The organism is Aquirhabdus parva (assembly GCF_003351745.1).
Classification (GTDB): Bacteria; Pseudomonadota; Gammaproteobacteria; order Pseudomonadales; family Moraxellaceae; genus Aquirhabdus; species Aquirhabdus parva.
In genome coordinates this window covers 1,901,700-1,927,920 of sequence record NZ_CP031222.1, presented here as the reverse complement: position 1 = coordinate 1,927,920, position 26,221 = coordinate 1,901,700, and the positions used below count along the sequence as shown (strand labels likewise).

General features: G+C 43.3%; 21 protein-coding genes. 14 read left to right on the top strand and 7 right to left on the bottom strand.

The window, feature by feature from the left end:
- Positions 1-178: 178 nt before the first annotated feature.
- The 3 genes from HYN46_RS08625 to HYN46_RS08615 form a co-directional block, all read right to left on the bottom strand.
- Positions 179-1,189, bottom strand: a complete 1,011-nt coding sequence (locus HYN46_RS08625; RefSeq protein WP_114899005.1) for a hypothetical protein — start codon at positions 1,187-1,189, stop codon at positions 179-181.
- A 119-nt stretch (positions 1,190-1,308) separates the two neighbouring features.
- The gene (locus tag HYN46_RS08620; RefSeq protein ID WP_114899004.1) at positions 1,309-2,322 is read right to left on the bottom strand and encodes an alpha/beta fold hydrolase; all 1,014 of its coding nucleotides are present in this window, start codon (positions 2,320-2,322) and stop codon (positions 1,309-1,311) included.
- Positions 2,323-2,611: 289 nt separating this feature from the next.
- Complete coding sequence (locus HYN46_RS08615; RefSeq protein ID WP_114899003.1) at positions 2,612-3,250, bottom strand: DedA family protein; 639 nt, start codon at positions 3,248-3,250, stop codon at positions 2,612-2,614.
- A gap of 227 nt (positions 3,251-3,477) precedes the next feature.
- Here HYN46_RS08615 and ccmA point away from each other — a divergent pair, with 227 nt between their 5' ends.
- The 9 genes from ccmA (at position 3,478) to gyrA (ending at position 11,622) form a co-directional block, all read left to right on the top strand.
- Positions 3,478-4,200 carry a cytochrome c biogenesis heme-transporting ATPase CcmA gene (ccmA, locus tag HYN46_RS08610; RefSeq protein WP_210009109.1) on the top strand — a complete coding sequence of 241 codons (723 nt, stop codon included), beginning with the start codon at positions 3,478-3,480 and terminating at the stop codon, positions 4,198-4,200.
- Positions 4,200-4,895 (top strand): heme exporter protein CcmB, encoded by a 696-nt coding sequence (gene ccmB / locus HYN46_RS08605; protein ID WP_114899002.1) that lies wholly within the window; start codon positions 4,200-4,202, stop codon positions 4,893-4,895. Before ccmA ends, ccmB begins: the two co-directional genes overlap by 1 nt.
- Before the next feature lie 75 nt (positions 4,896-4,970).
- Positions 4,971-5,798, top strand: coding sequence for a heme ABC transporter permease CcmC (gene ccmC, locus HYN46_RS08600; RefSeq protein WP_114899001.1), 828 nt, complete (start codon positions 4,971-4,973; stop codon positions 5,796-5,798).
- A gap of 10 nt (positions 5,799-5,808) precedes the next feature.
- Complete coding sequence (ccmD, locus tag HYN46_RS08595) at positions 5,809-6,036, top strand: heme exporter protein CcmD (RefSeq protein ID WP_114899000.1); 228 nt, start codon at positions 5,809-5,811, stop codon at positions 6,034-6,036.
- Between the two features lie 4 nt (positions 6,037-6,040).
- The gene (gene ccmE, locus HYN46_RS08590) at positions 6,041-6,502 is read left to right on the top strand and encodes a cytochrome c maturation protein CcmE (protein WP_114898999.1); all 462 of its coding nucleotides are present in this window, start codon (positions 6,041-6,043) and stop codon (positions 6,500-6,502) included.
- A gap of 248 nt (positions 6,503-6,750) precedes the next feature.
- The gene (queC, locus tag HYN46_RS08585) at positions 6,751-7,431 is read left to right on the top strand and encodes a 7-cyano-7-deazaguanine synthase QueC (protein ID WP_114898998.1); all 681 of its coding nucleotides are present in this window, start codon (positions 6,751-6,753) and stop codon (positions 7,429-7,431) included.
- Between the two features lie 120 nt (positions 7,432-7,551).
- Positions 7,552-7,956, top strand: coding sequence for a hypothetical protein (locus HYN46_RS08580; protein ID WP_114898997.1), 405 nt, complete (start codon positions 7,552-7,554; stop codon positions 7,954-7,956).
- A 166-nt stretch (positions 7,957-8,122) separates the two neighbouring features.
- On the top strand, positions 8,123-8,614 hold the full coding sequence (locus tag HYN46_RS08575; RefSeq protein WP_114898996.1) for a peroxiredoxin: 492 nt from the start codon (positions 8,123-8,125) through the stop codon (positions 8,612-8,614).
- Positions 8,615-8,961: 347 nt separating this feature from the next.
- Complete coding sequence (gene gyrA, locus HYN46_RS08570; protein ID WP_114898995.1) at positions 8,962-11,622, top strand: DNA gyrase subunit A; 2,661 nt, start codon at positions 8,962-8,964, stop codon at positions 11,620-11,622.
- A 64-nt stretch (positions 11,623-11,686) separates the two neighbouring features.
- Here the strand turns inward: gyrA and HYN46_RS08565 are convergent, their stop codons facing one another.
- The 3 genes from HYN46_RS08565 to HYN46_RS08555 all read right to left on the bottom strand — a co-directional run bounded on the left by HYN46_RS08565 (position 11,687) and on the right by HYN46_RS08555 (position 19,689).
- Complete coding sequence (locus HYN46_RS08565) at positions 11,687-12,853, bottom strand: GGDEF domain-containing protein (RefSeq protein ID WP_114898994.1); 1,167 nt, start codon at positions 12,851-12,853, stop codon at positions 11,687-11,689.
- A 339-nt stretch (positions 12,854-13,192) separates the two neighbouring features.
- Positions 13,193-14,872: a ShlB/FhaC/HecB family hemolysin secretion/activation protein gene (locus HYN46_RS08560; RefSeq protein ID WP_114898993.1), complete on the bottom strand. Its 1,680-nt coding sequence runs from the start codon at positions 14,870-14,872 to the stop codon at positions 13,193-13,195.
- A gap of 77 nt (positions 14,873-14,949) precedes the next feature.
- Positions 14,950-19,689, bottom strand: coding sequence for a beta strand repeat-containing protein (locus HYN46_RS08555; RefSeq protein WP_114898992.1), 4,740 nt, complete (start codon positions 19,687-19,689; stop codon positions 14,950-14,952).
- 361 nt (positions 19,690-20,050) lie between these two features.
- Here HYN46_RS08555 and serC point away from each other — a divergent pair, with 361 nt between their 5' ends.
- The 3 genes from serC to HYN46_RS08540 are packed head-to-tail and all read left to right on the top strand — an operon-like array spanning position 20,051 to position 22,116.
- Complete coding sequence (gene serC, locus HYN46_RS08550) at positions 20,051-21,127, top strand: 3-phosphoserine/phosphohydroxythreonine transaminase (RefSeq protein ID WP_114898991.1); 1,077 nt, start codon at positions 20,051-20,053, stop codon at positions 21,125-21,127.
- Positions 21,128-21,139: 12 nt separating this feature from the next.
- Entirely contained in the window at positions 21,140-21,670 is a 531-nt protein-coding gene (locus tag HYN46_RS08545; protein WP_210009107.1) for a M15 family metallopeptidase, read from the top strand.
- 41 nt (positions 21,671-21,711) lie between these two features.
- A complete protein-coding gene (locus tag HYN46_RS08540) occupies positions 21,712-22,116 on the top strand; it encodes a GFA family protein (RefSeq protein WP_114898990.1) in 405 nt (134 codons plus the stop codon).
- 31 nt (positions 22,117-22,147) lie between these two features.
- Here HYN46_RS08540 and HYN46_RS08535 read toward each other — a convergent pair whose 3' ends face one another.
- Positions 22,148-22,735: an arylesterase gene (locus HYN46_RS08535; protein WP_228254779.1), complete on the bottom strand. Its 588-nt coding sequence runs from the start codon at positions 22,733-22,735 to the stop codon at positions 22,148-22,150.
- Positions 22,736-22,865: 130 nt separating this feature from the next.
- Here HYN46_RS08535 and HYN46_RS08530 point away from each other — a divergent pair, with 130 nt between their 5' ends.
- Complete coding sequence (locus HYN46_RS08530; RefSeq protein ID WP_114898988.1) at positions 22,866-23,708, top strand: ABC transporter ATP-binding protein; 843 nt, start codon at positions 22,866-22,868, stop codon at positions 23,706-23,708.
- Positions 23,705-26,173, top strand: coding sequence for an ABC transporter permease (locus HYN46_RS08525; protein WP_114898987.1), 2,469 nt, complete (start codon positions 23,705-23,707; stop codon positions 26,171-26,173). The genes HYN46_RS08530 and HYN46_RS08525 overlap by 4 nt, the downstream gene beginning before the upstream one ends.
- Positions 26,174-26,221: the final 48 nt, after the last annotated feature.

Here is a 26,221-nt window from a genome sequence, read left to right as displayed (position 1 = left end):
GAAGTGTTTGAAATTGGCAGTGTATTTCGCTTCGATTATAAAGTGAAATGAACCAGTCTGAGAGATATGTTGTGTCTATACGCGGAGAATACAATCAAAATGCAAAATAAAACATCGAGTAACACTAGGCTACTCGATGTCATAAAAGTCTTTGGCAGAGATGGCTACCAATAAAGACTTAGTCTTTTAGAATGGCATGGGCTTCTGTTGAGGTATAAAACAGGCGTAATAAAGGTTCAATGCGCGTTTTCAGATACCCATTATCGGCAAGGTGTTTGATGGTTGTTTTAAGAGACGGTTCAAGTTCAGCAACAATAAAGTCTGGTGTGACATTCACATCGGATAAGAGTTCAACGATACTGCGGTTGCTATTACGTGCATACCAGCCAGCAGTGCCTTCAGCAACGATGGATTGTACATATTTACCGGTGCGAATATGATTCCAGATGACAACAATCAAATGCGATGCTGCGTCGACGGTTGGATCATCAACAAATTTTCCCGCAATAGAAGCGGGTTTCTTTTTAATGGTTGACCAGACTTCCGCGGCGATACGATGCACTTGCTTACTGCCTAGCTGTTCCTTGGTTTTTTTCTCACTGATGTTCATGATGTTACGAATGTTACGAGAAAGATAGTTTTGCAGAGCGTCATCCAGATTGCTATCAGTCGCTCTTTCTAATACCCCTTTGCCTAATTTCATCAGCGAGGATGCACCCGGTATTTTTTTTGTGACGACGTTGTTCTCCATATAGTCTTTAATCGCATGACTAATCGTCGTTGATAAAATTTCGCCAGTTGCAGGATTACTAAAAATTTGATGAATCAGTTGATTACGTTTGTCTGTTTCATTGGCAATCAGATTGATTACGACTTCAGCTGTAGCATCAGGAACCAAATCAGAGATTAGTGTATTTTTGCCTTCAGGATTTTTTAGGGCGTCTTTAACAATATTAGCGATTTCAGTGCGGAGTTGATTACTGGGAGCAATATCAAGTACGCGCTCTTTAGCGATACGTTGAATAATGTCTAAAGGGACCAGTGTTGAAAGCGGAGTTTCAAGTAATTGCTCAAAGAGGGCGGCAACTTCTGCACGGATGACATCAAAGTTTTGTAGTTGTGCAATCGTATGTTCCACATGTGCATTGAGAAGAGCTTCTGCTTTTGGACTTAACTTTGATGATGTCATGGCATGTTTTCCTTGGATAAATTTATAAATTATAGGTGAGGTTGACAGTAACAAATCATGAATACTAACGCAAAGGCAGCCTTATGAAAGGCTGCCTTTGAATAGATTCGATCGCAACCTTATTTTGCTGCTGGTGCGGGTGCAGCGGCAAATTTGTTTGGTGTTGCAATGGCTTTGGCCAAAAAGGGCAGATAGGCTTGAACCACAAGTTGTTCTGCTTCCAAGATTGGCGTGTGTCCAACATTATCGAGAATCACTGGGGGACGTTTGTCTTTTAGTGAGCTCATCAGTTCAGGGACGACACCAACATCAACGATCTGATCTTGTTTGCCCCAAATGACCAGTGTCGGTGCTTCAATCGACTTCACTACAGTTGCAAAGGAGTCAGGTGTATAGGATTTATTGAGTTCAATTAGTTTATCGACAAGGATCGACATCGTCGCTGCCTGACCAATCATAACTTTTTCTTGACCATCAAAAATATCTTTCGGAATGAATGGCGCATCTTGCATTGCTATTTTGAGTACGTTTTTAAGATCGCCGGGCTTACGAACGACAAAGTTACGCAGCAGGGATGGATCTTTCAAATATGGACTTTTAGTTGTGGCATACACACCGGCAGTATCAACTAACAGTAGGCTTTGTGTGTCGCTAAAGTAGAGGCTGGCGTATAGACCTGCGATGGAACCGCCCATGGAGTGACCTGCGATATTAAGGTTCTTCTCAATATGAATGGTCTCGACAAAACGACGTAGTGATTCTGTCATCGTCGCAGGCTGGAGGTCATAAGTCGCCGCAATTTTGGTTTCGCCACTCGCAGGGAGATCTACGGCAACCACATGATAATACGGTGTTAAATGATGGGCGACCCGGTTCCAGTTATCACGACTACCACCCAAGCCATGTACCAACAAGATCGTAGGTTTGCTAGGGTCACCGCCTTCAGAATAAGCCCAGTCCACATCTCCAGCAGTAACACGTTTTGATGTGAAACCTGCCCAAGCACGTTCTTCGTTGAGGATACTTTGAAAGTCAGTTGCTGCATGAACGACAGGGAGAGTCGCCGTCATGACGGGAATGATAAAAGCGATTGAGATTGCAAGTTTACGTAGTGAAAGAGCCATGAAGTTCATCCTGAATCAGCGCGTTAGTCATCATTATTGAAAATAAGTACATGGGTTTGAGGATCAGATTTGTAGTAGCTGAATTCTCAATCCTTGTTCAGTCTTAATAGATGGAGATTAGCATAGAACAATTCATTTTCATTGGCTGTAGAAATGCTTTTCTTGCGAACTGAGTCAATTGAGAGGGGCGCGGATAGGTTACAGCAATAGGTTTTTACTGAAATCGAGGACTATAGATTATTATTCTTACACGCTACATCCTGCCTTAGAGGGTGTAGCGTGAGATGGAGCGTTGAACTTAAGTATTTGAGCGACGTTTTGCCAAATAATGTCGAGCACCTTGAATAAACAGGGGAAGCAAGGATAAACCAATAATAATCAACACAATTAATGTTAAATTCTCTTTAACAAAGGGGAGTTGTCCTAGAAAATAACCTGCTGGAACCAAAGTTCCTACCCAAAGAATAGTGCCCGAAACGCTAAATGCGAGAAAGCGCAGGTAGGGCATGGTACTCATACCTGCTACAAAAGGCGTAAAAGTTCTAATAAAAGGCATAAAGCGACCTATTAAAACAGATTTTCCACCATGCTTCTGGAAGAAGGCCTCAGCGGTTGCGAGGTGTTTACGACTGGGGAATCTACGTGTTTCACTAAATAAACGTGTCCCATACTTACGACCGATCCAATAGTTGGTGCTGTCTCCAATAATCGCTGCGGATCCTAAAACACCGCTAATGAGCCAAGGATCCAGTTGACCGATCGCAGCTAAAGCACCCGCAGCAAAAAGTAAGTTATCGCCGGGCAAGAAGGGCATAAAGACAAGCCCAGTTTCGCAAAAAATAATCAAAAAAATAGCGGCATAAACCCATGTGCCGTATTGATTGATAAACTCTTTGAGATGCTGGTCAATGTGCAGGATAAAATCGATAAGGGGCATAAATGCAATTACTCAAAAAGAAAAAATAAGCGGATATATCTCTGTCTTACGATTAAATGTTTCTGATTAGAATATAAAAATCTAAAAAAACGAGTTCTGCGTAAAAAAAGTATTGTAGATTACAGATCATCTTTTCACACTTTCTTTCTTGTACTTTATCATAAAGGGCTTAGGCTATAATTAGGACAATATGCTGATATTTCATTCATTCTTGATTATGGTGTTTTTTGACAGATCTAATCTCTTCAACTGAATTTTCACCCTCTGAACTGCAACCTCATCATTCATGGCGATCTGATTCTCTGATCGCCAAAAACTTGCAGATCGTGAGGGGGGATCTCTTATTGTCTGATCCGTTAGACTTTACTGTCGAATCTGGGCAGATTCTTCATGTTCAAGGACATAACGGTGCTGGGAAAACAACGTTGTTGATGATGCTCGCGGGTTTACTGCCTGTGGTAGGCGGATCAACTTTATTGTGGGCAGATGCAAAACCCAGTGCGTGGCCCGTGCTTTATATAGGGCATAGGATGGGAATCAATAGTACGTTATCTGTACGACAGAATTTAGAATTTTTACATGCATTGAATTCAGAAACGTTGATTCAATTGCCTAGTGCACTTGAAGCGGTTGGTTTGGTTGGTTATGAAGATACCCCTGTAGCACAGTTGTCATCAGGTCAGAAACGCAGGGTTGCATTGGCCAGACTTTGGTTGACATCTCTCTCAAGTGAGCTGTGGCTGCTAGATGAACCGTTGACTGCTTTAGATCAAGTGATGGTCGAGCGTCTATGCCAGCAGCTACAAGCACATACAAAAAGAGGTGGACGTGTGATTTTGACGAGTCACCAGTCGTTAACGATACCGTGTCAGATACTGAACTTAGCAGAATATTCTGCGTCAGCATTCATAGAGGATGATTCGCTTTTATCGAATGAGGATCGTATTTAATGTCCTCTATGCACCCTTTACCGACCCTCACACTACGTTTTGTTCGTGCAATATTTTATCGTGAATTGATACTTCGGTTTAGAAATCCAAGTGTCTGGTTGCATGCGATTGTTTTTTTTATCATGGTTTTGGTTTTATTTCCTTTGGCTGCAGGTGCAGGCTTAAAGTTGCTTCATCAAATTGGTGCCGCGGCAATATGGATTGCGGCACTTTTGTCTGTGCTGCTTGGGGTAGATAGCTTATTTCGCAATGATGTCGAAGATGGCACATTAGAACAAATAGTGATTGCCAGACATTCATTGACATTGTGGGTGCTATTCAAAGTTATAGTGCATTGGTTAACAGGTGGCTTTTTACTGGTGATCTTATCCGTGCTATCTATACCCCTGTTTGACTTTAGTGGGGCTGAGGCGAGCGTTTTGGCAATAACGCTATTTTTGGGTACACCCGTTTTAACTTTGCTTGCAGGCGTTGCAGCAGCTTTGACAGTATTGTTACGTACGAATAGTATCCTTGTACCGTTGATTTCCTTACCTCTACAGTTACCGATATTGATCTTTGCAACGGGTGCTGTTGATGTGTTGCGCGCGGGGGGAGATGTACTTCCTATTTTAGCGCTGCTTGCCGCAGGACTTATTTTAGCGGTTCTATTTCTACCGTTTGCAATAGCGAGTGCATTAAGATTATCTGTTTAGCTGTCACCAGATGTCTGTAAGATCAAGAGACATGAACAAAACTGTTGTTTGATATAATCGGAAGTTCGAGCCTATATGCCAGATCCAGATTTGACACCCAAAGTAGATGCTATTCGTAAGCAGCCACATTTTCTTGGTCGTTTATGGAGTGGTTTTTTGCAGACAGTAGGAACTCAGTATTTCTACCAAACCTTCAGTCGCTGGGTGCCGTGGCTCAGTTATGTTGCAGCCATTCTCATTCTGCTTGGGTCTGTTTGGGGACTTGCTTTAGCACCCCCTGATTATTTGCAAGGCAACAGCTATCGCATTATTTTTATTCATGTTCCTGTAGCAAGTCTGGCATTGTCCATATATTTCGGACTTGCGGTTTTGGGTGTGATTCATCTGGTCTGGAAGATTAAGACAGCCGCAATTGTTGCTCAAGCAGCTGCGCCAGTTGGACTGGTTTTATGTGTGCTCGCATTGGTGACCGGTGCAATCTGGGGCAAACCCACTTGGGGAACTTACTGGGTGTGGGATGGACGTTTAACAAGCATGCTGGTGCTCGCATTTTTGTATGTAGGCGTAGTCGCATTGTTTGATGCATTTGATCACACCGAAAATCAAGGTAAGGCGGCCGCAATACTATCGATCGTAGGTGCTGTGAATATTCCGATCATTAAATACTCGGTCGTATGGTGGAATACTTTACATCAAGGTTCTACGTTTACCTTAACGGCTGCACCTAAAATGGCTGCGTCGATGTATTTACCGTTGTTATTCATGTTTGTTGGTTTTTATTTTTTCGTTGCAGCGTTAGTCATTTATCGAAGCTGTACGTTAATTTTACAGCGTGAGCGACAAAAGAAATGGGTGAGGCAACACATTGAGCAGCGCGTTACATTCAACGCATCAAAATCTTGAGGGGTGTTGAATGAATTTCGCATTTGAAAATATTCATGATTTTATTTGGATGGGACACCATGGTGTCTATGTATGGAGTGCATGGCTGATTAGCATAGTCTCGATAGTACTCCTGATTTTCTACTCTAAAATTGCGCGTCAGCGCTTTTATCAACGTGAACAGGCTCGATTACGTCGTGGTATTCCCCAATCCTCGCTGGTTAATTCCAAACGAAACCCATCCGAGCGTAGTGAGTGATTCGATGAACATAGTACGTAAACGACGATTGATGATAGTTATTTTTGCCTTGTTTGGTCTCTGCGTCGCGATAGCGCTCATTCTCTATGCACTAAGAGCACAAACCGATTATTTTTATACACCTGCCCAAATTGCAAGTGGTGCTGCTCCCAGTAACAAGCGAATTAAAGCCGGGGGCATGGTTGTTAAAGGCAGTTTAAAAAAACAAATCGATTCATTGAGCGTGAGTTTTCAAATCACAGACTTCAAGTCGACAGTGGATGTGCGGTATACAGGGATTTTACCCGATTTGTTTAAAGAGGGATCGGGTGTGGTTGGAACCGGAGAGATGCATGATGGCGTCTTTTTTGCTGACGAAATTTTAGCGAAGCACGATGAAAATTACATGCCGCCTGATGTGACTGCAGCTTTAAAAGCTCAAGGGCGAATGTCCAACGGCGAGCTAGCAACACCTCAAAATAAATAAGCAGTATTTGAAAAGTGCTATGAGTACTTATTCATTGATTTTTACTGTGTCAGTCACTGTTTCTCTACGAGAATCTGGTAGCTTGTCACTAAAAATTCCAGCATAATCCGCCGCTGTTTTCTTAGTTGGAAAGCTCCCATTTTTCTATTAAAACCCGTACCCAAATTGGTTTTGATGCTTTATTTTTTTAACGGTACAAATTTATTTTGTAGTATGGTTTGTAGATTGGTTTTAGGATTGGTTTGACGATGGCTTTTACTCATTCTCCTCGCGCTATTGTGCTGCTATCAGGCGGTTTAGATTCGGCAACATGTTTGGCGTGGGCTATGCAGCGTTATCAATGTGAAGCTCTGAGCTTTGCTTATGGTCAACGTCATTCTAGTGAACTTGACGCCGCTAAAAAATTAGCTGCACAGGCGGGTGTACCTCATCGTATTATTAATATTGATCTACGCAGCCTAGGTGGCTCGGCATTAACGGATGATTCAATTGATGTACCCGAGAATGAACCCGGCGGTATTCCTGTTACCTATGTACCTGCGCGCAATACCATCTTCTTATCCTACGCGCTGGCTGTTGCTGAAGTGACACAAAGTCAGGCGATCGTGATTGGTGTAAATGCCGTGGATTATTCAGGGTATCCTGATTGTCGGTCTGAGTATATTGATGCCTTTGCACGAATGGCGGCTCTGGCAACCAAAGCGGGAGTTGAAGGTAATCCACTTACAATAGATACGCCACTATTACACTTATCCAAAGCGAATATCATACGCTTAGGTACTGAACTTGGCATAGACTACTCGTTGACGGTTTCATGCTATCAAGCAGATTTACAAGGTCGTGCTTGTGGCCGATGCGATAGTTGTCGGTTGCGTCGTCAGGGGTTTGACGATGCGGGAGTTGCAGATCCAACACACTACCAGTCTTGATTGTTCCATGATCAAGTCTGTTTTGTTTTGTTTTGCTTTGTTATGAAGTTTTATCGCTCTATCGCTTAAAATCAATCAATTATTAGGTTTACTATGAATACTTTCTCTATGAAAAACGTAATGCTTGCTACTACAAAGATTGCAATGGCTGCAGCAATGTCGGGTTTGTTGATGACTGCTGCACAAGCTGCCCCTAAGAAAGATGCAGGTGCTAAAGATGCTGGACCTGTAGATATTCAAACTGTCATGATCCAACGTTGTACCAGTGAAGCAACTTCAGCAAAAATTACTGATGCGAAGAGTGCCCAAAAAGTATGTTCATGTACCATTGGCGTGCAGGCTAATAATTTGAAACTTGGTGAGTTCTGGGCGATTCAAAGTTTGGCGATGAGCGGTAAAGACCCACGCAGTCTACCTGCACTGCAACGTATTCAACCGCAATTGGATAAATGCCGTGAAGGTGTGACCTTCAATACACCAACAGCACCTGCCGCAGATGCAGCACCTGCTCCAGCAAAGCCTTAAATTCGACTGACTCACTTCGTTATGTGGGTCATTTGTGAAATTCATTTAAAAAAGCAGACTTTCGTGTAGCGAGGTCTGCTTTTTTTTGCAATTGCATCGTATGATGATTTTGTCAGTGATACAGATTATTTTATAAAGAAAATATAACCTACAAGGAGTCAGTAGAATGACGATAGAACCTGTTGCGGATGCTGTAATCAAGCATGACCTTTCTACTTTGCCTAATCTCAGTGTGATCACCACACAGGGGGAAGTTAATTTGGCAACGCTGATTGGAAAGCCGGTAATTTTATATTTTTATCCAAAAGACGCGACGCCTGGGTGTACGACTCAAGCACGAGACTTTCGTGACTTAATGCCTGAATTTGCAGCACTAGGCGTGCGTATTATTGGAATCTCTCGTGATACCTTGAAGGCTCATGAAAAATTTACGGCGAATGAGTGTCTGCCTTTTCCTTTGATTAGTGATCCAGATGAAATACTGTGTCGTTACTACGATGTGATAAAAGAAAAAAATATGTATGGCAAAGTTGTACTCGGGATTCAACGCAGTACTTTTTTATATGATAAGCACGGAAAGTTAGTGGAAAGCTGGCGCAAGGTTAGCCCTCCTGGGCATGCTGAAATGCTTCTTGGAAAAGTAAAGTTGTTGGCTTAGGTTGTTTTCTGACCGATCTGGACAGTGGATTTTTACTCTTGATCAATTCAATTTTAGGATGAAATCGTTACTTACCGATCAGAGGCCTAGTCATTGCCCTAAAAGGGTATTTTGACTCCCAAAATCACGCGATTTATGTTAAACTCCAGCTCCTCTTTAAATAAAACAATCCTTGAAAAATGGATTGTTTTATTTATTTTTAACCTATTGTTTTAGATGATTTTGTTCTGTAAGTCGTTGTGCTGGTTTGATCGCGTTTGTAGTTTTATTTAATTCGTTTTAAAGCTTGCAATTCACATCAATAAAAATTCAGCAATACGCCAGATTCTACGCCCAAAGGAGCATACATGAGCGATTCAGAAATCCTGCCGATTGCCATTGAGGATGAACTCAAACAGTCGTATCTGGACTACGCCATGAGCGTCATCGTGTCACGGGCGTTGCCTGATGTCCGTGATGGATTTAAGCCTGTTCATCGTCGCGCACTTTTCGCGATGCGTGAACTGGGGAATGATTATAACAAGCCTTACAAAAAATCAGCCCGTGTAGTCGGCGACGTGATCGGTAAGTATCACCCACACGGTGATACAGCGGTTTACCATACTTTGGTTCGTATGGCACAGCCATTTAGCTTGCGTTACCTTTTGGTGGATGGTCAGGGCAATTTCGGTTCGGTTGATGGGGATGAACCAGCAGCGATGCGTTATACCGAGATCCGGATGACCAAGTTGGCTCACGACATCATTGTCGATTTGGAAAAAGATACCGTCGATTGGGAAGACAACTATGATGGTTCTGAACGCATTCCCAAGGTTATGCCAACCCGCATCCCAAATCTGCTGATCAATGGATCGGCAGGGATTGCGGTGGGTATGGCGACCAATATGGCGCCGCACAATATTACTGAAGTACTCAACGCCTGTTTGGCATATGTCGATGATAGTGATATTACCGTTGAAGGCTTGATGGAGCATATCTCTGGCCCAGACTTTCCAACGGGCGGTATTATCTATGGTAAAAGCGGTATTGTTGATGCCTACCGTACAGGTAAGGGACGACTACATATCCGTGGAAAATATCATCTTGAGGAAGATGAAAAAACCAATCGGGTCAGTATTGTTTATACCGAAATTCCTTATCAGGTCAATAAAGCAAAGCTGATTGAACGCATCGCTGAGCTGGTTAAAGAAAAGAAACTGGAAGGCATTAGCGAATTGCGCGATGAGTCTGATAAGGACGGCATGCGGATCGTTGTTGACCTCAAGCGTAATGAAAATGCTGAGGTCATTATTAATAATTTATTTATTAATACGCCACTTGAAACATCGTATAGCATCAACATGGTCGCTTTGGAGAATGGGCAGCCTGGTCTTAAAAACCTTAAAGATCTGATTGCTGCGTTTATTCGCCATCGTCAGGAAGTTGTAACGCGCCGTACTTTATTTGAATTACGCAAAGCACGCGAACGCGGACATTTATTAGAAGGTTTGGCCGTTGCTTTGGCCAATATTGATGGCATTATTGAGACCATCAAAACTTCAGCTAACCCCAGCGAAGCCCGCGTACGTTTGCTTGAAGGTCAATGGCAGGCGGGTGGCGTATTAGCACTGCTTGAAAAATCAGGTCATCGCTCCATTCGTCCAGACTATATCGAAGGTGAAGATCCGGCGAGTCCTTTTGGCTTGACTGGTGATCAATACCGCATGTCACCTGCGCAAGTCGGTGCAATTCTAGAGCTTCGTTTACATCGTTTGACAGGTTTGGAGCAAGACAAGTTACTTGCTGAATACACTGAAATTTTGGGTGAAATTGCTGAATTACAATCTATTCTTGATAGCTTTACCAAGTTGATGGAAATTATCCGTGGTGAGTTGCGTCAAGTTCTTGCACAGTATGGTGATGCGCGTCGTACTGCGATCGTTGAATCACGTATCGATTTCTCACGTGCAGATTTGATTCCTGAAGAGCAAGTTGTACTGACTGTTTCAAAATCAGGTTATGCGAAAACTCAACCGCTGGATGACTATGCTGCACAGCGTCGTGGTGGTCGTGGTAAGTCTGCGACGAGCATGAAAGAAGATGATTATATTGAGCATTTAGTTGTTGCTTCAAATCATGCGACTGTATTGTGCTTTACCTGCAGTGGCAAGGTTTATTGGCTCAAAGTGTATGATGTACCGCAAGCAAGTCGTGGGTCTAAAGGGCGCCCAATAGTCAATTTATTGCCGCTAGAAGACGGTGAGAGCGTCACTGCAATTCTGCCTTTGATGGATTTCCCTGAGTCACATTATGTGTTTATGGCAACTGCAGACGGTACCGTAAAACGCGTTGAATTAGAGCAGTTTAGTCGTCCTCGCAGTGTCGGTTTACGTGCTATTGAGTTGTCTGAAAATGATACCTTGATTGGTGTTGCCATTACGGATGGTACACAACAAATCATGCTATTTAGCAATGAAGGTAAAGCAATTCGTTTTGATGAAAATGAAGTGCGCGTTGTGGGACGTACAGCCATGGGTGTACGTGGTATGCGTATCGATGATGCTTCACGTATTGTTTCACTTGTCGTGGCACCAGAGTCGGGTGAAGTTCTGACTGCATGTGCGAACGGCTTTGGTAAGCGTACTACGGTTGATGCATTCCCTGTTCGCCATCGTGGTGGTCAAGGCGTTATCGCGGTGCAAACGAGTGAGCGTAATGGTGAGCTCGTTCGAGCAACCGCCGTGAATGACAGTAATGAACTTCTTCTGATTTCAGATGGCGGAACGTTAGTTCGTACCCGTGTTGCCGAAATTCGTTCTGTGGGTCGAAACGCGCAAGGCGTGATGCTGATTCGTTTAGGCGATAGTGAAACATTGGTCGGCGTGGTTTGTTTGGATGGCGTCTGTGCTGATGATGATGTGATTGAGGGTGAGGTAACAGAAGGTAGTGATGATCAAGAGATTGTTGATACGTCTACTGAAACTTCCGAAGCCCAAGAGGACACATCAACTGCGAATGATGCAGATTAATCCTCTTAATTAATTCATGATAAACAAAAGGACGCCATTGGCGTCCTTTTTATCGTGCAAAGATTTATTCATGTGTAAAAAATACAATCTGGGAAAATGGATTTTTCTTGGCTTGATACATTGCATAGTCTGCATTGGACATTAATCTTTCAGCAGTTTCGCCATGCTTGGGGTAAATGGCTATACCAACACTTGCAAGTATGGAAAAATTTTCTAATCCATGAGTTGTTATAGGCATGGAGAGCGTATTTTGAATTTTTTCAGCGATAGTTAATGCGTTTTCATGGGTGTCCACTAAGTTTTCAAGAATAAAAACAAATTCATCGCCACCAATGCGTCCAAAGATATCCGCTCTGCGCAAAACTTGCCTTAGTCGGCTTGCGATGATTTGTAATAACTTATCACCTGTCGAGTACCCAAGGGTATCGTTAACCCACTTAAAATTATTGATATCCATAAATAAAAGGGCAAATTTCTTTTCATTTTTTTCGGCGTCAAGAATGACGCGTTCGAGGATTTCATTGATTAAGTAACGATTGGGAAGACCGGTTAAGGCATCAAAGCGTGCCATTTTGTTGACTTGGTCTTCAGCTTCTTGCCAATGCTTAACGGCATTATGTAAAAAAATACAGCCGAACATAAAGCTGACTAAAAGGGCAGAAATTAAAGCACTGGCATATTTGTAAAATTTTACATGTTTAGACCACGTCGCAGCATTAATATCTATCCCCGATATTGCAATAATTTTTCCGCTACGAGGGTCGTAAATAGGTGCATGTGCAGAAACCCAATCTCCCCACTGGTCATGGAAGGGGCCTTCTACAAAGGGCTGACCTGTTATGAATATATCTCTAAGCTCTTTGGATGGATTATTAAATACCTCACCTGGAGGCGAGTAATCCTTGGAGTGGGTATCTTCCGTGTCAAATATGAAATGCACTTGGTTGTGATCTAAACGCATTAAATAAACAAATCGAGCATCTTTCATGCTCTGTTTAATTCGCGTAAGACGTTCTAAAGTCAGATTATAGGCGGGTGTAGTTAACTCTGAAGAGTCTCCACTAAAGCTACGAATATCATCAGGGTCTGCTGCGGCTGCGACGAGTTTAGCTTGTGTTAAAAAGAAGTCATACGCTTGAGCGTTAGCATATTCAGTGACTTTTACGGTCAAAAAAATACCGAAAACGACGGTAATGACCAATAGAAAGATAAGTAATGCTTTATGTTTCAATATATTGAGTAATCTAATCACAGAATTCTAGATCGACCATGGGTTACGTAATAATACATCTAAATGAACGATTTTTAGAAATGTCCTAATCTGCCTAATTAGGGATGAAAACTCGTTATCTCTCTAGTTAAATCAGACTATAGGTAAAAAATAGCGATAAGAGGTCTTTTTAATGGTGATATAAAAAATTATGATTGAAAAGTCTATAATATATTATAAATAATATGCAGAGATTCGGAGTCATTATCCATTTAAAATGGCGTAATAAGATATTATAAAAAAATAGAACTACTCAGTCATGATATACCGAGTAGCTTTCATGAAAGATTATTTTGGGGGTTAAAAAAAGTAACTGCCTTGAACCCATATACGCGGACTACGATCGGTATCGCTGGTTGGTGTACTGCTGTTTCCTCGCCAAGCTAAATTGGCTTTGAGATTAAAAGGCCCCCAATTACTATTCGCTCCGACTCCGAATCCGGAAAGATGTCGATTGTTGTTTTGATTGATATAGGGGAAGTGGTTCGCTTGTATAGTTCCAGCATCATAAAAACTGGTCAGTTGAAGCTCTGAGTTTAGACGATAACGTAACTCTGCTGTACCAATCCAACCTTGGTCTCCCGGAGCTTCACCTTCAGGATAGGCTCGAATACCATTTCCTCCCCCTAAAGTAATCTGTTCTGAAGAGTCTAAATTTTTGTTACTGCGCTGAGCCAGACCTGACAGATAGAGACTGAAACTCGCGGGGAGTAATTGCTCTCGAGTAAAACTAACCGTGACTTTGTCATAATGACCTGCGGTTTGGGCAGTTTTGTCATCAATGATGGAGACACTTTGTGTTTTGAGATCTAACTTACCTGCAGCCGTAGTTACGCGCCATGCATTAACTGCGGGTGTGAGTAATAACGTATCTCTAAAGTCACCACTCAAAGTAAGGATTGCGGTATCTAGTGATCTTCTGTTATCCAGATTTACCAATCCTGTAATATCGGTGAGATCACGACGTTCTAGTGAGAGATTGGCATTGATATGACTTGTCGGTGTTGCCAATATTGGAAAGCTGCCATAGATCGCTTTGGTGCGAGCAATGCCATGGGCGTCTAAAATCTTAAAACTCTCACCAAGACTATAGCGTAAATTACTAAAAGCAGCCCCTAAACGTAATCCGCTGCTCCCTACAGGGGCATCCCATGCGATCCGTCCATAATCCATGCGATCTTGATTGGTGACTACACCTTGGAGATTAAGTTGATCACCAAAACTAGTCAGATTGTTGAAATAAACCCCGCCTGTTAAGCGTTCAGCACCTGTATATCGATTACCGCTGTTATCCAATCCTACATATCCGGTTACCTGTGGACCCTCAGTCACCGTGACATCTAACTCCGTGCTGCCAATAGTTGCACTCGGTCTTAAGCTCCCTTGTACTGTACCAACCCCTGGGATTGCTTGAGTCAATAATAGTGCGCGATTTGCATCATCTGTACGGACAGGTTGATTACTCGGCTGCTGGTTGTCTAAGAGTGACTGGATTTGCTTCGTCGATAAATGGCTGGAGTTTGTCAGGTTGATATGATCTAAACGGCCTTCCAAAATGGCAATCGTGATTACGCCCTTTGTAATATCTTGTGGCGGCAAATAAGCCCTGGCTAAGAGGTATCCATGCTGGCGATAATGAAGCGTAATACGCTGAGCTGCACTGCGTAAGTCACTGAGTCGAAGAGGTCCAGTCAATGGCCCTACAATTTTGTCGAGAACGACTTGATCATAGCGTGTATTACCGCTATAGCGTAAACGCGAGAAGGGTATAGTTGGATTCTCTGCGCCAGTTATGTTCTCATTTAATTTTGTGTTGCTAGTTAAGACGGGTGCTGATTTCGTCTGTGCGGTTGGCGGAGGTGGTGCTTGTAGCTGCTGGAGCGTTTGCCCAGCATCTGGAGGAGTCAGAGCAAAAGCACTACCTGTAATTAGACCCAGGCTGGCGGTTAAAAAGCGAAGTTTAGGTGATGAAAAATACATGGATTAGGTTCTCGTACGATTCGTACAGGCACATCCGATTGCACTGTACGAGGCGTTATTGAATGAGTTAAATAAAGTTAGAAATCCTGTGCGCCGTCAGGCAAGCTAATGCCTGTTCCCTGTACGCGTAGTAGATCCAATCCTGGAATGACTACGGGCGGTGTTTTTAAATTGACTTCGGGTAGAGGTAATAGCAAAGAAGCTAATGTTCCCTCATAACCAGGGCTATGATTACTAGAGACAATGCTTAAGGTGCCATTAACATACTGAATGGTATAATTCGTTGAAGTTAATCCTGCTGGGATAATGCCATAATTGCCAGGCCCAGATGTTTGCGTTGCATCCGTGCTCAACTGTAAAGTTCCACTTAAGTTGTTCAATGTCTCACCATCAACGAGCCCGTGTACAGTAGTGGTCAATGGTGGGTTAGGCGTTCCTTCGTTTTTCTGCAGATTATTCGCAGTAATGGTCAGAGGTGCAGGACTAATGGTGACATTCGGTAATATCGCTTGAGTCAACTGATAATTACTGGCCAGACCTGTGCCATTGCCTAAAGTAATTGCTGTGGTGACGCCCTGACTACCCACATTTGCACTTGCTAGTGTTCCGGTCGATGTATTATTCATGGTTAGGGTTTCACCATTGACTAAACCAAACAAGGTGGCGGTACCTTTTAGGGGGTCAATAGTCGTTCCATTGTAAATGCGATCTGTGCCACCCAGACCCGTAACAATAAGCGGCGCTGGCGTAATATTTACGTTCGGCAATGTCGGCTGTACCAAGGTGTAGTTGCTTGCGAGTCCTCCAGCACCATTACTCAGATTAAGTGTTGTAGTAATTGTTCTACTACCGACATTCGGGCTACTTAATGTACCCGTAGTCGTGTTATTCAAAACCAGTGACTCACCGTTTACCAAACCATTTAAGATGCCTGTACCACTTAAGATATTAAGTGTACTTCCGTTATAGGGACGGTCTGTTCCGCTTAGACCACTGACAGTCAATAGCGCAGGACTAATCGTGACAGAGGGGAGTGTCGCTTGAGTTAAGGTATAATTGCTTGCAAGCCCAGAACCATTTGCAAGCGTTGCTATAGTAGTTACCCCTTGGTTTCCTGCATTGGCGCTGGTCAAAATACCTGTCTCAGTATTATTCAAGGTCAGGGTTTCATTACCCACTAATCCATTGAGTGTCGCTGTACCTGTTAGGTTGTCTATGACGCTACCATTGTAAGAACGGTTTGTTCCCGTTAAGCCCGATATTGTTAAAGGGGCAGGACTGATGATGATGTTCTGTATTGTGGCTTGAGTTAATGTGTAGTTACTTGCCAATCCGGTGCCATTGCTGAGTGTTACGGTACTCAAGGCAGTTTGGTTTCCAGCATTAGGATTGTTTAAAATCCCAGTGGTAGTGTTATTGAGTGTTAAAGTTTCTCCATCGATTAAACCAAAGAGCGAGGCTGATCCAGTCAGGTTGATTTGGGACGTCCCGTTATAAACACGATTTGTCCCGCCTAAGCCTATTACGATTACACGAGCAGGTGTGATGTTGACATTAGGCAAGCTTGGCTGAATCACGTAGTAATTACTGGCTAAGCCAGTATCATTACTCAGCGTGAAGTTAGTGCTGATTTCCTGACTGCCGACATTGGCACTACTTAACGTACCCGTGGTTGTATTATTGAGAAGTAAGGTTTCAGTTCCGACTAAACCATGTAAAACCCCAGTTCCGTTTAAGACATTAAGCGTACTGCCGTTATAGGTTCTATCCGTCCCACTTAATCCTGTCACGGTCAGTGCGGCAGGACTGATGTTGACATTGGGGAGGATAGGCTGGGTTAGGATGTAATTACTGGCAAGCCCACTCCCATCTTCCAACGATATTTCAGTGGAAATGGCTTGGCTACCCGCATTTGGACTTGCCAGCGTTCCTGTTGTAGCGTTTTTTAACGTAAGCGTTTCTGTACCCACTAATCCAACAATGGTTGCTGTCCCTTTCAGGTTGTTCAGTGCACTGCCGTTATACACACGATCAGTTCCGCTTAAGCCCGTAATTGAAACTGGTGCTGGTTTGATCTTGCCGATGTAACCATTTGCGTTTGTACGGACTTGATAGCCATATACGATTGCTGCGCCATGTTTTGCACTGACAATATCTACCCCAGAAACACGGACATTAATTTTTTCACCGACGTTCTTGCTGTCATAAGTGCCAATATTTGGCGTACTTAAGGTAATTAGATCACCATTTACTGTACCTTCAACAACGTAATTTAAAGGAGATAAGTGAGCCGTTGTATTGCCATCATAGTTTTTGACAGTTTCACCAATTAAAACAGCACCTGCAATGGGCGCAAGAGTGTAAAGAAGCCCATTACCTGTCCCTTGAATGGGCGTCTGACCATAAACAGCATTATATTGTAGAAAGTCTTCAGGTTTACCGAGACCTTCACTATGATTAAAACTTGGACTTTGTGACCAGATTAGCCAGTGTCCGCCGTTGTTTGTAACTAATGCATCCTGAAGCGTATTATTTGTAAAGGCACCCCCTACTGCTAAGACAAGCGCATTACTCGCGCTACTGGATGTTGTGATTTGCCCATTCAACGTCAAGTTTTTCTTCGCCGATGTTTGAACAGTCACCGTTTCAGCATCAATTGAATGACCAATACTTAAGTTAATATCGTTTAGCAAACTGAAATTTTTAGCAGTTGCTGTATACAGGGTTTCAATACTATTTTTTTGATTAAGGGACGTATCGCCAGTTGATGAGCTATTGAGCATTGGTGTCGTAATAACACCAGATACGCCTTCATTGATTGAGCCCTTATCACTATTGAGAGTAAGGCTATTTGTTGCATGGATGTGCTTATTGATCGTTATGCCCTGAGATCCTGCTACGGAAATATTGGCACCACCTAAGTTCGCACTGATATCTAAGGTTCCACCATTGGCTTGGAGGGTCAAGTCCGCGCTGCCAGTATTAATATCTCCCGCCGCAAGATTTAATGTCCCGCCAGCGGTTAAGCGAACAGCCTGATTCGGACTATTTTTCAGTGATGCGATATTAAGATTACCTGCATCACTGATGGTAATCCCCGAACCAATAGCCGTTACAGCCCCAGTAAAATGATTACCTGTATTCGTCAGTAAAATAGCATTACCATCACCCGCGCTAAAGCTTGATGTTCCGGCTACTGTGAACGTTCCTCCTTGTGCTATACCCCCAGCTGTTGTAGATATTTGGAGCCCACCTTGGCCAATATTAAGGATATTTGAGTTGGTCGAGCCGCCTGCACTGAATGTGAGACTATTAATGTTTAGGCTATGAATCGCATTGTTAAGACCGCCTACAGGCGAGACGAAAGTCACTGCACCCTTTGGCGAATTAATAGTTAAGCTTTTGGCAGCTAATAATGTTGCATTATCGATGCTGCCAACAAAAGTGACATTACCCGTATCGCTGGTTATGGTGATGTCATTCGCTAACGTGATCGGATTATTGTAAGTCTGCGTGCCCCCAGTGGTAATATTTCCACTCAATACAAGTTGATTGTTTCCAATAATATTGAGATTGCCACCAATATTAGAGGCGGCAAGAGTTAATGTATTTTTGCCATTATTGATGCTGGCATCGTTGGTCCCGCTGTTATTCAGCGTAACCGCTCCAGACAAATTATTGTCTGAGTGGACCAGTGTGATTTGATGAGCACCCGCGTTAAACATGGACGTACCTCCGACGGTTAAAGCATCAGATTGAGTAATTGCGCGCGTGTTATTTAAAACGAAGTTGCCGCCAACATCAGTCTTTCCAAGTGTTGCAATTGCATTACCTGCATTCAGTATGGTGTCATTTGTTGAGCGGGCTGTTAGAGTACTTGCGGTGATGCTATTCGTGCTGGAAATTTCTCCGCCATCACTGACCAAACGTACTATCCCCCCGATATCACTGATGCTATTGGCTTCAATGATACCGGTATTGTTCACGACTGTTTTTGTAAGTGCATCAGCTGCTTGTGCGTTCAAAAAGATTTGCCCACCATTAGCTTGAATCACACCTTTGTTTTCAACCAATGCATTGATGGCACCTTGATCGACAGTGAGTCCTAATAAGCTGCCATTAGCAAGTTGGAGCGTCACTTGCTGACCAGCAGCAAGAGACACGTTGCCTTTAGAGGCAATTAAATTACCAGTATTACTGATATTTGCACCAAGGAGTGCGATATATCCGCCTGCTGTTGTGTTAATACTGCCTGCATTCGTTATGCCTGCATTGCTTGATCCACTAAATTTAAAATTTCCTTGAAGGAAGTCTTGATCACTTAAGTTCAAGGTACTGGCAACTAGACCGCCGACATTGACTTGTGCATTAGCTCCGAAAAGTATGCCATTTGGGTTCAGTAAAAAGACTTGTCCATTGGCTGTTAAACTCCCCAGAATTTGGCTAGCGTTTTGTCCGGAAACTCGGTTTAGGGCAATTGAACTGCTATTGGGTTGAATGAAGTTGACTTTTTCATTGGCACCGATATCAAAGCTTTGCCAATTGGTTGCCAGATTTTGAGTTTGTTGAGTGATTGTGAGCGCAGTGCCACTTTGACTGAAGGTGCCGTTTCCCGATGTGATTTGAGCGTTAGTTGGGAGGGCAGAGGCGTGATTGCCGATTAGCCCAAGTACGCCGATACTCAATAAAGCAACAGTACCCGCTTTGCTTGATCGACTTGATTTACCATGAGAGGAGCTTGTTTCAGCGACTGGTATCCAGAGTTGACGCGTCAAATCCCAGACAAGGCGATAGACATGATTTAGCGATGCCCGCATATAAAAACCCTCATTTTTTGGAGTCTTTGACGGGCAAACCGCAATGACAGTCCTTTGTTTATTGATAGAAAACTCTGTGCCGACCTTGGCAACAGACTTAATGGAAAAAGTAACACTCTATAATTAGTGGAGATATCAAAACACACGTAAAACAGATACGCAAGTAGTACTAAATCTAAATTTAGCAGTTTTTTTCAAATCGATAGCATGAATTAATTTACACAACAAATGTGTTTGTCTGGGGCATAAGAATAAACGAGATGAATCTCGTCGTTATCAGGTTCAAAAATATGGTTAAATATGTGCCTTAAATTAGAACTGTTTTTTCCATTGTTATTTTACTTCGCAAGGACATATTTTCATGCGTGCTTTTAACTTCTGTGCAGGTCCTGCCGCACTGCCTACTGCCGTACTCAATCGTGCTCAATCTGAGCTTCCTGACTGGCATAGTACAGGCATGTCCATCATGGAAATGAGCCATCGCAGTAAAGATTTCGTTGGCGCAGCAGACAAAGCGGAAGCCGATTTACGCTCACTTTTAGGTATTCCTTCGAATTACAAAGTATTATTTTTGCAAGGTGGCGCCACGCTGCAATTTTCGGCTGTGCCATTAAACTTGCTTGGCGCAGGCCAAACAGCCGACTATATTGATACTGGTATTTGGGCTCAAGGTGCAATCAAAGAGGCGCAGCGCTACGGAAATGTGAATATTGCAGCGACAAGTGGCGCTGATCATTATCACCATGTTCCAGCGCAGTCGACATGGAATTTGACCCCTGATGCTGCCTATGTACATTACACACCGAATGAAACCATAGGTGGATTGCAATATGATTTCATTCCTGAGGTTGAAGCCCCACTGGTTGCAGACTTTTCATCTTCAATCCTGTCAGAACCACTTGATGTTTCTAAATTTGGTTTGATTTATGCGGGCGCACAAAAAAATATTGGTCCAGCAGGACTGACTTTGGTTATTGTCCGAGAGGACTTGATTGGGAAAGCACAATCCACTATCCCAAGTCTATTAGACTACGCTAAACAGGCTAACAGTGGTTCGATGATCAATACACCACCAACGTTTGGTTGGTATTTGGCTGGATTGGTATTTGAGTGGTTGATCGAGCAGGGTGGATTAACAGCCATGCAGAAACTCAATCAAGAGAAAGCAACATTACTATACGATTATATTGATCGAAGTGGTTTTTATGCCAATCCAATCAATCCTGCAAATCGCTCCAAAATGAATGTGCCTTTTACCTTGGCAGACTCATCGCTTGAAAAAGCTTTCCTTGCTGAAAGTACTGCTGCGGGCCTATTGAATTTAGCCGGACACCGCTCTGTCGGAGGAATGCGTGCGAGTCTTTATAATGCGGTTCCTTTAGAAGCCGTACAGGCTTTGGTTGCATTTATGCAAGACTTTGCTAAGCGTAACGGCTAAGGTAGAGAACGGGTGGAATCTTTAAGATATCGTCAACGTATCGCTTCGATATTGCATGAGCTTGGGATTCCATCTGAGATCGTTCTGGAGCGAGGGTTAGTTTTACAGCCTGAGGCCAAAGATCTCGTCTTGATTGCTGCGGATGAGGATGGCCGTGAATATCATCTTGAGCCACATGCCGCGGGTGCATGGTTTAAAATGCATGAGACTGCAAAGGCACAAGGTATTGATTTTTTTGTTGTCTCAGCGTTTCGCAGTGTCGATCGTCAGGTAGAAATCATACAACGGAAAAAACTCAGTGGTTTGCCCCTTGAGCAAATTTTGGCTGTCAGCGCAATTCCCGGATATAGCGAACACCATACTGGGCGTGCGATTGATATCGGTACTGAGAATTGTGCATTGCTAGAAGAGGCATTTGAACAGACCGAGAGTTTTCAATGGTTAGTTCAATATGCAAAGCAATTTGGTTTTATCATGTCTTTCCCACGAAATAATATTTACGGATACCAATACGAACCTTGGCACTGGTACTATCAAGGTTAATATTTAGCATAACTATGACATGATCTTAGAAGGATTTTTTGATGATAACTGGCAGCTGTCTCTGTGGTGGGGTTAAATTTAAAATCGACGCAGCGCTAGAACCCATCCAAGTGTGTCATTGTGCTCAGTGTCGTAGAGCCCAAGGTGGCCCTTTTGCAACGAACACCCCAGTCTTAACGTCAAATTTTGAACTCATTACTGGTTTGGAATTATTAACGCAGTATGAATCATCACCAGGAAAGAAACGTTTCTTTTGCTCCCGATGTGGATCACCCATCTATAGTGCGCGTTCAAATTTGCCGGGTGTAATGCGTATTCGTGCTGGCTTACTGGATGAGCCACTGACGGTACGACCATCTGTACATGCGTATGTGGCATCAAAGTCTAGCTGGTGGGATATTCAGGATGATTTGCCAAAACATCCTGAGGGAATTGTGACGCCTTAATCACATGTGTGGCATCTTATTACAATAAAAATTATTTTAATATTTTCTCGATAGTTGGCAATACATTCTGCAGTAACCGTGTCTGGGCTTCCGTTCTAGGGTGGATACCATCCGCTTGTATTAATTCAGGATGTCCTGCCACGCCTTCTAAAAAGAAGGGAATAAACGTCACTTTCTCGGTTTTAGCAACAGTTTTAAATGTATCGCTAAAGGCTGTCGTATAAGCGCTACCATAGCTGGGTGGTATTCTCATTCCCAGTAATATCACCTTCGCATGATTGGCTTGACTCAGTTTGATCATATGCGTCAAATTACTTTGTAGGATCGCTGGGGGCTGACCTCGTAAACCATCATTGCCGCCAAGTTCTAAAATGACGATATCGGGCTTATAGGTCTTTAGAAGTTTTGGCAGTCGAGTGAGTCCGCCGCTGGATGTCTCGCCGCTGACACTGGCATTGATGATTTGATGCTGTCCTTTTCTCTTAAGATCTAAGGTCGTTTGCAATTTGTTGACCCAGCCGTTTTGGGGATCAATCCCGTAACCTGCACTCAAACTATCACCAACAATCAACACGCTCTTAGCATGTGCACCAGCAGTGACTAAAACACTCATTCCCATTAACAAAATCCAACTGGGTGTCTTCAGTTTTCGAGTTATCGTGTCAGATAAAGCTGATAGTAATCTGTAATGTTTTAAATCTTGCATGTCATTCTCGTTTCAAGCGATATCAATCTTTAAGGGTACTTTTATGTCGGATTTGTTGGTTGGGGAGCCGTCAGAGACCTCCGCGCAGAATAGAAGCATTATTGATCCACGTTTAAACTCTGACGTAAAACATCATCCAGAAAAGCTTGTCGCGATTCAAGTAGAACATGTCACTCAAATCGTCAAGACTGAAGCGGGTTTGTTAACGGTCTTAAATGATATTTCTTTTCAGATTTGTCAAGGCGAACAAGTTGCGATTACGGGGCGATCTGGTTCAGGAAAGTCAACATTGCTGGGTTTGCTTGCGGGGCTAGATACCGCTGCTTCAGGAAAAATCCGTATCTTTGATGAGCCACTGCAAGATTTAAACGAAGATCAACGTGCTCGAATTCGTTTAGATTATATCGGGTTTGTTTTTCAATCATTTCAGTTATTGCCGCATTTAAGTGCCCTAGAGAATGTGGCTTTACCCTTAACACTCGCTCGACGTATTCCGGCAAAACAAGCCCGTGAGTTTGCCGGGAATATGCTGGATCGCGTAGGACTTTCAGCTAGAAAGCTTCAGCACCCCAGAGTGTTATCCGGCGGCGAGCAACAACGCGTTGCAATCGCCCGAGCATTGGTCCATGAGCCAAAAATTATTTTTGCGGATGAGCCGACTGGAAATTTAGATGGCCAAACGGCAAATGATATCGAAGATTTATTATTTGAGCTAAATCGCGAGCAGGGGACTACATTGGTTGTCGTAACGCACGATCTTACCTTGGCTCGTCGTTGTAATCGACAGCTTCATTTGGTTGCAGGTTATTTGGACGCTGATGAGCAACCTCATAATATTCCATCTCTGGCTTCTGTATTGGATGAGAGGGTAGGTTTGGGATCATGAGTGTTTTTAGCGTGCTTCTCAGGCAAAGTATAGGTAGTCGTACATTGGGGCTGTTGATTACGGCATTAATTTTAGCTGTAACAGCAACGACGATGTTGCAGTTTACAACCCGTACGTTATTAAGTGCGGTACAACAGCAAGCAGGACAGTTATTGGCTGCGGATATTGCGGTTACCAGCACGTCACCCATTCAATCTGCTTGGAACACACGTGCTTTTGCATTGAAACAAAGCCACGTTTTGGCGTTTAGTTCGATGGCACAAGCAGGTGAACAGTTCGCCCTGTCCAGCGTAAAGGCCGTAGAAGCCAACTTTCCGCTACGCGGTGATTTATCGATAGAGTTTCAGAGTGGAGAGGTACGACAGAGTCATGCGCCTTTAAAAGGGACAGTTTGGGTCGAACCACGGTTATTGGATGTATTACAGGTTGCGATAGGACAGTCTATCCGCATTGGTGAGGCTAATCTAAGGATTGCTGGAGTGATTCGTCGAGATGCGAATCGTGAGCTCGGTATGACTGGCTTTTCACCGTCTATTATCATGAGTATGGATGACATTGCTCAAGCGCAGATCATACAACCCGGGAGTCGATTAGAGTATCGATTGTTACTCGCAGGTTCACCTGATGTGGTGAGTAGTTTTATTAAGGAAAATCAAAGACTATTAACCAGTGCGGAACGATTAAGGACAGCGGTGCAGAACAATAATCGATTAAATCAGCCGATTCGTTTATTAAGTGATTACGCACAAGTCGCAGGACTACTGACCGTTGTCTTATGCGGTATTGCGGTGGCGTTGTCAGCTAGACGTTTTGCAGCAAAGCAGATAGATGGTCTCGCCTTAATTCGCTGTCTCGGTGCCACACGGCTACAGATCTGGTTTGCGTATTTAGGCGTGCTCTGGGTGGTTTGGGGGATTGCAGTACTGATGGGTTTGGGTCTTGGAGCATTTTTTGCAGAAGGTTTGTTAATAATGTTGCGAGATACCTTACCGTCACTGGAAATTAACTTTCAACCTTTACTGTTTATCAAAGCACCATTGCTTACAGGGATGCTCACGGCGACAGTGACGCTTTTGGGTTTTGCTTTGCCTGCGTTATTACAAATGCTCCGAGTTTCACCGTTAAAAGTTTTGCGTACAGACTTGGGAACAAGTGTGTTTTCGGTATTAGGTGTTCATTCACGGGTCTGGTCTTCATTGTTTATTTTTGGATTAGCTTGGGCTGCATTACTGGGCTTTGTGGTTTTGCAAACTGGAAAACTATGGTTTAGTTTAATAATCCTTGTCGCTATCAGTGTTGTTTTCTTAGTCATTTTTGCCATAGCTTGGTTGGTCATTATCGCTGTGAAACGCAGTGGACGTGTGGAGTCGGCTTTATTACGCCAACCTGCAACGACTGCATTGCAAATTGTTTCTTTAGCCATGGGGCTGGGCCTGATCGGCGTTGTCTTGTTATTGCGCGGCGATTTGCTTAACCGCTGGCAAACCAGCCTGCCACTAGGTACTCCGAATCAGTTTGTATACGGGCTTCCTCCTGATCAAAAAGATGCATTTACAGCAGCAATTGCTCAGTATCATTGGGTGAGTACGCCACTTTACCCCAGTGTTAAAGGGAGATTAAAAAGCATTAATGATCATGAATTGGGTAGTCAGCTTCGACGAGAGAATAGACTTGAACGTGAACTCAATCTGACGATGACTGATCAAATTCCATCTGATAATGCTTTGGTTGCTGGACATCCATTTACTGCTCCAATGCAAGTTTCAGTCGAGACGAAATTGGCAGGTAAACTTGGAATTCATTTGGGGGACCGTATTGAAATGAGCTTGCCTGAAGGGCGGCTTGTTGCCACTGTTGTCAGTTTACGATCAGTTGACTGGGATAGTTTTAAGCCCAATTTCTTTTTTATGTATTCAAAAGGGTCCTTGGATGTCAATGCAGGAAGCTATCTCGGTAGTTTTTATTTACCCGAAAGCGATCATCGAAAATTAGCCACGGTGATTCAACAATTCCCAACAACGATGCTGATTGATATCGATGCGATTTTGCAAGAAATCCGTCATTTGCTTGATATGCTAGGACAAGCATTAACTCTGCTTGCAAGCCTGGTTGGTTTATCTGGCCTTCTGGTGTTGCTTGCAAGTATCCACTCCACGATGGATGAGCGGAAGCGCGAAGCCGCCTTACTGCGAACCTTAGGTGCTTCAAAGTCGCAATTGCGCTTACGTTTGATGCTAGAGCTTGCCAGTTTAGGATTTTCTGCTGGATTGCTTGCAGTAGTGATTGCTGAAGTGGTCGGTTTGGTTTTGGCGTGGCGATTTGATTTAGCGGTAGGTTTGCATGGCGCATGGTGGGTTGTCGCACCGCTATTCATGATGATAATAACAGTTGTGGTTGGATTAAGCCGAGTACGTTCTCTCTGGAATACCTCTCCTGCATTAATATTGCGCGAACTAGGGGTTTAGTCTGATGAATACACTAGAAAAAAGCATAATTCTCTGTACAATCCAGTT

Bases quoted from the DNA above. Each gene is read 5' to 3' on its own strand.
- HYN46_RS08625 (WP_114899005.1), bottom strand. From the start codon at position 1,189: ATGACATCATCAAAGTTAAGTCCAAAAGCAGAAGCTCTTCTCAATGCA.
- HYN46_RS08620 (WP_114899004.1), bottom strand. From the start codon at position 2,322: ATGAACTTCATGGCTCTTTCACTACGTAAACTTGCAATCTCAATCGCT.
- HYN46_RS08615 (WP_114899003.1), bottom strand. From the start codon at position 3,250: ATGCCCCTTATCGATTTTATCCTGCACATTGACCAGCATCTCAAAGAG.
- ccmB (WP_114899002.1), top strand. From the start codon at position 4,200: ATGTCCTCTATGCACCCTTTACCGACCCTCACACTACGTTTTGTTCGT.
- ccmC (WP_114899001.1), top strand. From the start codon at position 4,971: ATGCCAGATCCAGATTTGACACCCAAAGTAGATGCTATTCGTAAGCAG.
- ccmD (WP_114899000.1), top strand. From the start codon at position 5,809: ATGAATTTCGCATTTGAAAATATTCATGATTTTATTTGGATGGGACAC.
- ccmE (WP_114898999.1), top strand. From the start codon at position 6,041: ATGAACATAGTACGTAAACGACGATTGATGATAGTTATTTTTGCCTTG.
- queC (WP_114898998.1), top strand. From the start codon at position 6,751: ATGGCTTTTACTCATTCTCCTCGCGCTATTGTGCTGCTATCAGGCGGT.
- HYN46_RS08580 (WP_114898997.1), top strand. From the start codon at position 7,552: ATGCTTGCTACTACAAAGATTGCAATGGCTGCAGCAATGTCGGGTTTG.
- HYN46_RS08575 (WP_114898996.1), top strand. From the start codon at position 8,123: ATGACGATAGAACCTGTTGCGGATGCTGTAATCAAGCATGACCTTTCT.
- gyrA (WP_114898995.1), top strand. From the start codon at position 8,962: ATGAGCGATTCAGAAATCCTGCCGATTGCCATTGAGGATGAACTCAAA.
- HYN46_RS08560 (WP_114898993.1), bottom strand. From the start codon at position 14,872: ATGTATTTTTCATCACCTAAACTTCGCTTTTTAACCGCCAGCCTGGGT.
- HYN46_RS08555 (WP_114898992.1), bottom strand. From the start codon at position 19,689: ATGCGGGCATCGCTAAATCATGTCTATCGCCTTGTCTGGGATTTGACG.
- serC (WP_114898991.1), top strand. From the start codon at position 20,051: ATGCGTGCTTTTAACTTCTGTGCAGGTCCTGCCGCACTGCCTACTGCC.
- HYN46_RS08540 (WP_114898990.1), top strand. From the start codon at position 21,712: ATGATAACTGGCAGCTGTCTCTGTGGTGGGGTTAAATTTAAAATCGAC.
- HYN46_RS08535 (WP_228254779.1), bottom strand. From the start codon at position 22,735: ATGGGAATGAGTGTTTTAGTCACTGCTGGTGCACATGCTAAGAGCGTG.
- HYN46_RS08530 (WP_114898988.1), top strand. From the start codon at position 22,866: ATGTCGGATTTGTTGGTTGGGGAGCCGTCAGAGACCTCCGCGCAGAAT.
- HYN46_RS08525 (WP_114898987.1), top strand. From the start codon at position 23,705: ATGAGTGTTTTTAGCGTGCTTCTCAGGCAAAGTATAGGTAGTCGTACA.